Source organism: Ruegeria sp. O11 (assembly GCF_056535285.1).
The window spans coordinates 1,256,830-1,266,672 of sequence record NZ_JBQERS010000001.1; the positions used below are offsets into that span (position 1 = coordinate 1,256,830).

The window sequence follows — 9,843 nt, forward strand, 5'->3', positions numbered from 1 at the left end:
GGGCCGGACAATGGACCGAAAACTGCTTTTGATCATTCTCGACGGTGTGCCGTGGCGCAACTTTCGCAGACTGTTTGGCAATCTTGAAGGATGGGTCGACAGCGGCGATGCGCGGGTTTGGAAACTGCGCGCCGTCCTGCCTTCAACATCAGCCAGTTGCTACGCTTCGATCCATACCGGTGTCACACCGCAAGAGCATGGCTGCACCGGTAATGGCAACGTGTTTCGGCTGTCCCACAAGGACGTCTTCAGTCAGGTACGAGAAGCGGGCGGTGTGACCGGCGCGGTGACGCATAGCTACTGGTCGCAATTCTTCAACCGTCACCCCTTCGACTACGTTCGTGATGTGGAATATGACGAGCCTGTCAGCAAGACCATCAACCATGGCCGGTTCCATTCGATGACTGGCTACGGCAAAGCCAACCAGATGACGCCATCCGACGTTGATCTGTTCGCCACGCTGACCAACCTCTGCCTTCGGTTTGGGCTGGATTACGGTATTCTGCACACCTGCACGCTGGACAGTATGGGGCACCGTTTCTACCACGACTGTGAGGAAATGGACCACGCCTGTTTCGTCATGGACGAAATGCTGGCACCTTTCATCCCGCGTTGGCGGCAGCTTGGCTACGATGTCATCGTAACCGCCGATCATGGCCAAGATGAACGCGGCCATCATGGCGGGCGTAGCCCGTTACAGCAGGAAACGGCTCTTTACTATTTTGGTGACGCCGAAGGGCCTGACGCCGAGACCGTGATCGACCAACTTCAGCTTGCGCCAACCATACTACAGCGCGTCGGTGCGCCTGTGGCAGATACTATGAAGGCCAAATCGTTCCTGACCTGAGGCACTTGTTAGTCGTAAGCCCAGATCCCCTGCCCCAGCGCCTCGATCGCCACCGAGATACGCTCAAAGCTGTCAGCGGCGCGCCTGACCGAAGTTCGGGCGCGCAGATACCCATGAACCAACCCCGGTTCATTAATGCAATGGGCCAACCCACCTGCCGCAGTTATATGCTTACAATAGGCCGGTCCGTCATCGCGCAGTGGATCGCAATCAGCCGTCACAACAACCGTCGGCGGGAGGCCAGAAAAATCATCATCCTGCAACGGAGCGAATGAGGGATCGTTATCCGGTGCAGGCCCACCGCAGCGTACAGTTTGGTAGAACCGGATGTCGTCCAGGGTCAGAAGCGGCGCATTTGCATGTTCGATATACGAACCCTTTGACATGTCACCGCCCAAACCGGGATAGATCAGAACCTGACCCAGCACGTTATCCAATCGCCCTCGGGCATAATGCGCAACGGTTGCAGCCAGATTACCGCCTGCACTGTCTCCCGCCAGAACGATTGGATCGCCATATTCCTGGACCACCCAGCTCACAGCAGTCCAACTGTCCTGAAACTGCGCCGGGTGCACATATTCAGGGCACAGGCGATAATCGACAGAGATGATCCGATAGCCAGTCTGAACACAGATTTCAGCACAGACATCGTCATGACTGTCCAGACCGCCCACGACGAACCCACCGCCGTGAAAGTAAATCACATTTCGAGTGGGATCACCGGCAGTGTAAACGCGAACAGGCACGCCATCGGCGGACCTGTCCTGAACATCAACGCCCGGAGGTCGCGGTTGGCGAAAATCCTGACACATCGTGTCATAGACCCGACGTTGGTCAGCAATGGACATTTCGACCGTATCATCGGGATAGCTCTCGGCGGTACGCCGGATGAAATCCCAGGTCTCTTCGTCGATCAGACGTTCATAGTCCATTGTCCCTCCAAATTATTCAGACCACTCCCACGGTCGGGTAAACGAACCCAGCACCTTGGCCACATCGTCCTCGGACGCGCCGTTCGCGTCAAGCTGCGCGACGAGCCCGCGTTTCTTGTCGTCGATGACAGAAACGACCCGTGCCGCGACGCCGGCGGCTTCCAGAGCACCATTGTATATACGCGTGATCGCGTGCTTGCGCAGATCAGGCTTGAATACTTTGCCTACTGCGGTTTTCGGCAGTTCATCGAGAATGGTCAAATGCTTGGGCTGTGCAGCGCGTTCGTGGACGTGAACCTTACAGAACTCCAGCAGCTCTTTTTCCGTGATAGAGGCCCCTTCGACCAGTTCAACAAACGCACATGGCAGTTCGCCTGCGTGTGCATCCGGTTGACCGATCGCGCCGGCAAAGGCGACAGCTTCGTGCCCCAGCAGCGCCTCTTCAATTTCGGCGGGGTCGATATTGTGGCCGCCCCGGATGATCAGGTCTTTAGCCCGACCTGTAATCCAAAGATAACCATCCTCATCAAAACGGCCCAGATCGCCCGTGCGCAGGTACTTGTCGAAATGGTAGAGATCTACGTTCTTATCGACCTCGGTGTAGGTGTTGCCCGCATAAACGCCAGGGTTCGAGATGCAGATTTCGCCGACCTGATCGACACCGCATTCGGTCGGACCATCTGGCCCGTCCTGAAGGATTTTGACATCTGTATATGGGAACGGAATACCGATCGAACCGATCTTTTTCTCTCCATCCACCGGGTTGCACGAGACAAGGCAAGTGGCCTCTGTCAGGCCATATCCTTCGACGATGGTCACGCCTGTGGCCTCTTCGAACCTGCGGAAGAGTTCAACCGGCAGCGGAGCCGAGCCCGAAAACGCGGTTTTGACGGATGAGATATCCGCATCCACCGGGCGTTGCATCTTAGCTGAAATCGCGGTGGGCACCGTAATAATGAACGAGACTTTCCAGCGCTCAATCAGCTTCCAGAAATTGTCGAAGACACCGTCACCGCGATACCCTGCAGGTGTCGGGAATATGACATGCGCACCCGACGATACAGCCGCCATCACGATCACATGCACCGCAAAAACGTGGAACATCGGTAGCGGGCACATGATGACATCGTTTTCGTCAAACAGCAGAGTCTGCCCCAGCCAGCCGTTGTAGATCAGACCGGAATACTTGTGCTGCGCCACCTTCGGCATACCCGTGGTGCCGCCGGTGTGGAAATAGCACGCGACGCGATCTTCCTTGCTGTCTTCGAAGGTCAGCGTTTTTGGCTGCTTGTTCAGCTCAGCAATGAAATTCTTATAGGTCGCGTGGGCCAGCTTTTCCTTGTCACCCATCTTGGGGCGCAGGAACGGCACCAGCCAGGATTTTGGCGGCGTCAGATAACGGTTCAGGTCGATCTCGAGAATCGTGTGAACGCCGGGTGCGTGGCGCACAGCCTCTTCAACCTTTTGGGCCACGTCCGTCTTGGGGAAGGATTTCAGAGTGACTACGACCTTCGCCTTGGTCTCGCGCAGGATCGCCGCAATCTGTTCGGGTTCGAGCAACGGGTTGATCGGATTCACAATCCCCGCCACCGCTCCGCCCATCATCGTGACCAAGGTCTCGTTGCAGTTGGGCAGCACATAGGCCACCACATCCTTTTCGCTGATCCCAAGCGAGCGGAACAGATTCGCCGCCTGATTGACTTTGCCTAGCAGTTCCGACCATGTCAGCGTCTCTGCCTTGTCGGTCGGGCCAGATAGCAACTGAAAGCTGATCGCCTTGTGGTTCGGGAACCTGCCCGCCGTCCGCGACAAAAGCTGGTGGAAGGTCACGGGCAAATCCCGGTCCTCCCATGGCATCTCCTGCTCCATACGCGCCTTGTCTTCGATTCCCACAAAGGCCATGTGGCTCCTCCCCTGATCTCTCTCCCGTGTCACGCGCGGGTTTTCGTTGCCTCCAAGATGGAAGTAAAACTCAACTCGCGCAAGCAAGGGCTTAGCGATCAGCTGTGAGAAAATGTAGAATGACGCAACGGCGATTCCGGATGTGCCGGTGCGTCACTTTATTCTGCGGCCACCCCGTCGGTGAACTGCAAGCGCGCCAATCGGGCATACAAACCGTCCTGCGACACCAGATCGTCATGCGTTCCCTGCGCCACAATGCGCCCGGCCTCAAGCACGATAATACGGTCCGCCTTCTTCACGGTCGCCAGACGGTGCGCCACGATCAGCGTGGTACGCCCGGCCCGCATATTATCGACAGCCCCCTGCACCGCGCGCTCGCTTTCTGCGTCGAGTGCCGAGGTGGCCTCATCCAGCAGCAGGACCGGCGCGTCGCGCAGAATGGCGCGGGCGATGGCGATGCGCTGTTTCTGCCCACCCGATAGCATCACGCCGCGTTCACCCACAAAGCTGTCGTAGCCCTCAGGTAGCGCCGAGATGAATTCATGCGCAGCAGCGGCGCGCGCCGCTGCCTCAACCTCGGCATCCGAAGCATCCAGACGGCCAAAACGAATATTTTCTCGCGCCGATGCGGCGAATATAACCGGATCCTGTGGAACCAACGCGATATGCTGGCGAAAGCCATTGCGGTCTAGTTCGCGCAGATCGAACCCGTCAAGGCTTACCCGCCCGGAATCCGGATCATAGAACCGCTGGATCATCTGGATCACGGTTGTCTTGCCTGCTCCGGAGGGTCCGACGAAGGCAACGGTTTCACCGGGGGCGATCTGCAGTGAAAACTGATCTAGCGCTACCACGTCTGGGCGTGCGGGATAGTGGAAAGTCACGTCGTCAAAGCGAATCTCGCCCCGCACCGGAGCTGGCGGCGTCTTGGCTTGCGCAGGGTCGTTAACCGTATCCTCTGCGTTTAGAAGTTCGACCAGCCGCTCAGTTGCTCCGGCTGCGCGCTGCAGTTCGCTCCAAATTTCCGAAAGGGCGGCGACCGAGCCTGCCATGATGATCGAGTAGATCACGAATTGGATCAGAACACCTTCGGTCATCGCTCCGTTGCGCACGTCATTTGCACCCATCCACAGCACGCCGACGATACCCGAAAACACCAGGAAAATTACGATCACAGTAAGGACCGCACGGGTCTGGATACGGCGCAGAGAAACTTCGTACGAAGTTTCTGTCATCTCGCCAAATTGCGCGCGGCTGGCTTGTTCATGGGTGAAGGCCTGTACAGTTTGCACCGCCCCAAGCGCCTCACCTGCATTGCCCGAAGACGCCGCGATCCAGTCCTGATTTTCCCGGCTGATGGTCCGCAATCTGCGGCCCAGAACCAGAATAGGCACGATCACCGCAGGGATTAGCAGCAGGACCATCGCTGTCAATTTGGCCGATGTCAGCAACATCAAAATAAGCCCGCCGACAAACATCAGCATGTTGCGCAACGCGATTGATACCGATGATCCGAGAACCGATTGGATCAGCGTCGTATCGGTCGTGATCCGGCTGAGCACCTCTCCAGTCATGATCCGTTCATAGAACTCGGGGCTCATACCAATCACGCGATCGAAGACAGCCTTCCGGATGTCAGCGACAACACGCTCGCCCAGCCGCGTCACCAACGCATAGCGAATACCCGTCCCGATCGCGAGAATGCCTGCAATACCAAGAGCCGCCAGAAAATACCAATCCAGCAGCTCGCCATCTTCGATGCGAAAATTGTCAACGACCCGGCGTACTGCCAGCGGTAGCGTCAGCGTCATACTCGCCGTCAAAATCAACGCAAGTGTCGCGCCGATCATCAGTAATCGGTAAGGCTTCATGAAGGGCCACAACGATGCCAGAACACCTATTTTCCTGGATCCCGCGCGCTCTTCCTGAGTGCCCGGAGCCGGTTTGTTCGCTGGACTGGCGGAGCGTGAATTTGCCATGTCTGGCCCTTACGTCGTGGTCATTCGCCCAAAAACGGGCGTCAATCACTGCTTCTTGGCGGCAGCGACGGTTATGGTCAAGCTGAAGGCACAGATTTGCAGCCCGATAAGGGCCATTTGACGCAACTGGCATGGGGAAAGAACTGGAGCGGGCGGCGGGAATCAAACTCGCGTCATTAGCTTGGAAGACAAACGCTTTAATTCAATTATTTTGTTTTTTATTATATATTTAAGGAGAAATCTCTTCTGATTTTGCAGGTTATGTGTCGGAAGGGATTTCTTGGAGCGGGCGGCGGGAATCGAACCCGCGTCATTAGCTTGGAAGGCTAAGGTCTTACCACTACACAACGCCCGCTCAAGTACAGCACCTCCTATTTCATGTGAATATGGAGGTCAAGTGGAACCACCCGAGAGTAAGAAAACAATTCAACCTTCCGGTAGTTTTGTTTGCTATCAAAACATCGATGATCCAATTCGACATCAGGAAAGAATGCATCTCTAGTCATGGCACAACCGGCCCAAACCGGCTGTTGACCACCACACTCGGTCGCTGCACTGCAGCCCGTCGAACCTGCCGTTCGCTGTGGGTGCGAAAGATACCCCCGCGAACGAGACTTATTCCCTGAATGCAATGGAGTTGTGCTACTAAAAACTCGTGGCCGCGCAGCCCGGGCCGATACAGGCCCGGGCTACCCGCAGCGCCCCCTAGCTGGCCAGGCCGCAGGAGGAGGAGTCGCTGTTGTTGGTGGTGTCAGTCTCCACCACACCATCGACCGGATTGGCATTGACAGTAATCTTGAAGGGGATCTGCTCGCCACCTTTGACGTCGTCAGGGAAGACGAGCGACAGGGTGGTCTCATCCCCGTTTGGCCCCAACGCCGGCGTTGGCAAGTCTACTACCACGCCGCTCTGGAAGAAATCGACCCGTGTGGTCGATGGTCCCGCGGCCCCTGCACCAATGTTACGCACGATGATCCTCAACTTGCGTGGTTCCTCACAATACCAAGCCGGGAAGGGTGGCGGACCGGGCGGGAAGGGCTGTACCGGGATCAAATCCGGCTTCTCTTCGGTATCCGGAGGCGGAGGTGGAGGAGGTGGTGGTGGCGTCTTTTTGATCAGCCGAGGCACGACCGGTTCGACATCGATTGTTTCCACTTCACCTTCACCATGGGCTGCAGTGTAGACCGCGACAACGTCCAGCGGTGTTTCGCTGTCGATAAAGACGAACCCCTTCAGGAAACAGCACTCGGCCACACGCAGATGTCGCGCCACGTCTTCGCAATCGATCTCCATCGATTCCCAAGGTCCGAGTTTGTTTTTTGTCCTGGCTGAGACATTGCCCGGTTTCTCGTTTGGCAAGGCAGAGGATACCCGTTTGCGGAAACGCACCGGTTCTCCGCTGCCGTTGCCGATGTTAATTGCTGTGTGATAGCGGCCAGTGGATAAAATGCGGCCTTTGGAACAGCCGCAGACGAACTTGACAGCGTAACGATAGGTCATCTTCGGTTCTTCCTCCTCGCAGCAAGGGGTGTCATCTTCGGCGCGGTTTACCTCCATTCGGCGGAGGGCGACGTTGTTGTCACCAAGCGCCAGCCGGTCGACAGGTAGACTGCCTGCAATCGTCTCGACATTGCTGCGATCGTCCGGCGTATCCGCGCTGGCAAGGATGTATTCCTCGCATAAGTCCTCGGGGCACCACGGGATGGGGCCGACGATCACTTCGTCGCCACAATGCACGGACTGGCCGATGGGCGCTCCTACAATCAGCGGATCCCAGTCGTCCGGCCATGTGGCACCCTTACCTTCGGTCGCGCGGGCCATTGATAACGTCACTGATTGGGCTGGGTAGTTGCCGCGATTGCCGATCCGGACATACAGATAGTTCTCGACGCAGCGGCGCGGCGTTTCATGGTCGGTGCCCCCGTCGGGACGATGCCGGTTCCATATGCCGGGGGCGACATTGCCTGACTGTTGCCAGGGGTATTCACCCTGCCGTCCGTCATCAATGAAGACGTCCACATCGGGCGGTGCTCCGCTGTAGAGGGCTTGTTTCTCAAAGCCCCAGCGCACCACCTTGTGTGCCCAGCCTCCGGCAGCACCATCGAATAGAGCAGTGTTCTGGTCAGATTCCTGCAAGGCGCGGGAAAAACCTTCGACTGTGTTGGGCACGATCCCGGCCAAAAGCGGTACCGCCTGCAGGATCAGATAGATCGTGTAGCGGCTGGCATGTAGCCTGTTGTCCAGATCGGTAGAGTCACCGCCCAGAGATCGATAGATCCGGCCCAGCGTTGTGGCGTTGATCTCGGTTGACAGATATCCGCCCACGTCCATCGTGCCACCCCAGCCCCAGCCCGAGGCAACCGACCGATCCCAACGCCGGGTGATCAGATTGCTGAAGGGGAAGGTGCGGAAACGATCCGGCGCGATGCCCTGCGGATCGTAGAGAATTGCCGCCAGCGCGTCACCAAAGCCATGACAAAAGCCGAAATTGGGCCAATTGAGATGATCCCACAGCACCGCGTGCCCGAACTCATGCGCCGAAACGCGCGAGTCTGTAGCCATGCCGACCGTGGACCCATTGGCCGCCAGTGCATAGCGAAATCGTAGAACACCGTCGCCTATGGCATTGCCGGGTGCCTGGGCGTTCACCGGCCCTGCAGCGGGATTGAACCAACGGTGATCCACATCCACTGGAAAGGTTACCCCGTCGAAATAGCTGGGTAGATCGAAGCCCAGCGACTGCACGAAGCGATACAGGAAGTCATGGTTGTAGTAAGCACAGACCGCCGCGAAATCGTCGCTGTCGGCGGGATAGTCAAAGACCGATGCGGCACCGGTATTTTCAGTCGGTGGGGCGATGTTCGGCGTGTCGAGGTCGCGTACCGCCACTAGTTCGCCGCTCAGCTCCACCGGTGCGCCTCCGCCCGGTAATATTAACCGTTCCAGTGCCACCAGCTCGCGTTGTGCGTCCAAAAGCGCGACCGGCGCCGTCGGATCAAGCTCGGAATCTCCTGAAAGCGAGATAGGGTCGTCAGTAAAGACATAGCCCGAAACACAGCCCACCAAGGGCCGGATATAGAGCACCGCGTTGGTCTCCCAGTCGACTAGTGCCCGCCAGTTCAGCTCTCCGTAGTCGGGAATTTTGCAGCCAAAATGCACAAGGCTCGCGAAACGCCATTCGCCGTCCTTAAGGCCCTTTGGTACACGGCCGATATCCGGCAGCGGGGTCAACTCGGCTCCTTCGATCTCACCTGGTTCTTTGTGCGGCAGACGATGTTTCGCGTCGTAGCGATAAACAAAGTCCTGGGTGTCATTGACTTTGAATTTTGTGAATTTGGCCCCTTTCGCAGCTTCGCGCAGAACCGTGCCAGCTTGTTTGTCGCGGCTGGCCGGCGGTGTGGGGGGATTGCCGAGTTCGATATCCGCAGCGACGCTTGAGGACGAACCGGTGACCACATTGTCTGGACCAGCCATGCGCAGCGTCAGGCCACGCTCCCAGACCGGTATGCCGTGAAGGGTCTGGCGAAATGTGAAAATCAGAAAGGACTGTACCGCCTTGGCTTCTTCCAGCCGCAGCTTACTGCCCTCCTCGCGATCATACTTGCCCGAAACACTCTCACCGAGCCGATCAAGAAAATCAGGCGTTATCCGGTACAGGCCCGCCACTTCGGCGACATAGGCCTGGGCCACATCCAGCGCACTGGTTCCTTTTGTACGCCCCTCAACAGGGTCGCCATGATGCTGAAGTCCAATGATTGCGCCGTCTGGCGCGCGTTCAAATACTGTTTCCGGCATGTCTGCCTCCGTTCAAAAGCATCCTGAAACGCTGGCCCAGAGGCCCCGGATCGCCCGGCCGAACGGCTAAAAAACTTATTGCAAAAATAATAACGAAACGCGATGGCCGGAGAAACCCAGCGGCGATCTTGCCAACAAGGCAACAGTAACATTTACTGCCGATTCCCGCAAAGTCAGCCGTCTGCGTCAGTAGGCGCGGCCACTCTTGAGTTACAATCTCCTAACGCTCGTGCATCTCGGTCAACGCATGTCGGATGTGTCGCAAACTCTGGTGTCCAGTTGACGAGCCTGTGTGATCTGACGATCGTTTCCGCCGAATAGATTTCGAACAGGTTACTTGAGCATGATCTCATTGAAGGGCTGTCATTTCCCCAAGGATGCTGTTTTG

At 57.3% G+C, this 9,843-nt stretch carries 5 protein-coding genes and 1 tRNA gene; 1 reads left to right on the forward strand and 5 read right to left on the reverse strand.

From position 1 onward, the window contains the following. Window positions 1-10 precede the first annotated feature (10 nt). The gene (locus tag ACRZ91_RS06305; protein WP_480903349.1) at window positions 11-847 is read left to right on the forward strand and encodes an alkaline phosphatase family protein; all 837 of its coding nucleotides are present in this window, start codon (window positions 11-13) and stop codon (window positions 845-847) included. An 8-nt stretch (window positions 848-855) separates the two neighbouring features. Here ACRZ91_RS06305 and ACRZ91_RS06310 read toward each other — a convergent pair whose 3' ends face one another. From ACRZ91_RS06310 to ACRZ91_RS06330, 5 genes are all read right to left on the reverse strand, one after another. Continuing rightward, a complete protein-coding gene (locus tag ACRZ91_RS06310; protein WP_480455628.1) occupies window positions 856-1,779 on the reverse strand; it encodes an alpha/beta hydrolase in 924 nt (307 codons plus the stop codon). 12 nt (window positions 1,780-1,791) lie between these two features. After that, window positions 1,792-3,681: an acyl-CoA synthetase gene (locus tag ACRZ91_RS06315; RefSeq protein ID WP_480903352.1), complete on the reverse strand. Its 1,890-nt coding sequence runs from the start codon at window positions 3,679-3,681 to the stop codon at window positions 1,792-1,794. 158 nt (window positions 3,682-3,839) lie between these two features. Beyond that, entirely contained in the window at window positions 3,840-5,660 is a 1,821-nt protein-coding gene (locus tag ACRZ91_RS06320; protein ID WP_480903353.1) for an ABC transporter transmembrane domain-containing protein, read from the reverse strand. 281 nt (window positions 5,661-5,941) lie between these two features. After that, window positions 5,942-6,015: transfer RNA gene (locus tag ACRZ91_RS06325), tRNA-Gly, on the reverse strand. 350 nt (window positions 6,016-6,365) lie between these two features. Then, window positions 6,366-9,455 carry a hypothetical protein gene (locus ACRZ91_RS06330; RefSeq protein WP_480903355.1) on the reverse strand — a complete coding sequence of 1,030 codons (3,090 nt, stop codon included), beginning with the start codon at window positions 9,453-9,455 and terminating at the stop codon, window positions 6,366-6,368. Between the last annotated feature and the right edge of the window lie 388 nt (window positions 9,456-9,843).

Excerpts from the sequence above, each read along its gene's own strand:
- ACRZ91_RS06305 (WP_480903349.1), top strand. The coding sequence starts at position 11 with ATGGACCGAAAACTGCTTTTGATCATTCTCGACGGTGTGCCGTGGCGC.
- ACRZ91_RS06310 (WP_480455628.1), bottom strand. The coding sequence starts at position 1,779 with ATGGACTATGAACGTCTGATCGACGAAGAGACCTGGGATTTCATCCGG.
- ACRZ91_RS06315 (WP_480903352.1), bottom strand. The coding sequence starts at position 3,681 with ATGGCCTTTGTGGGAATCGAAGACAAGGCGCGTATGGAGCAGGAGATG.
- ACRZ91_RS06320 (WP_480903353.1), bottom strand. The coding sequence starts at position 5,660 with ATGGCAAATTCACGCTCCGCCAGTCCAGCGAACAAACCGGCTCCGGGC.
- ACRZ91_RS06330 (WP_480903355.1), bottom strand. The coding sequence starts at position 9,455 with ATGCCGGAAACAGTATTTGAACGCGCGCCAGACGGCGCAATCATTGGA.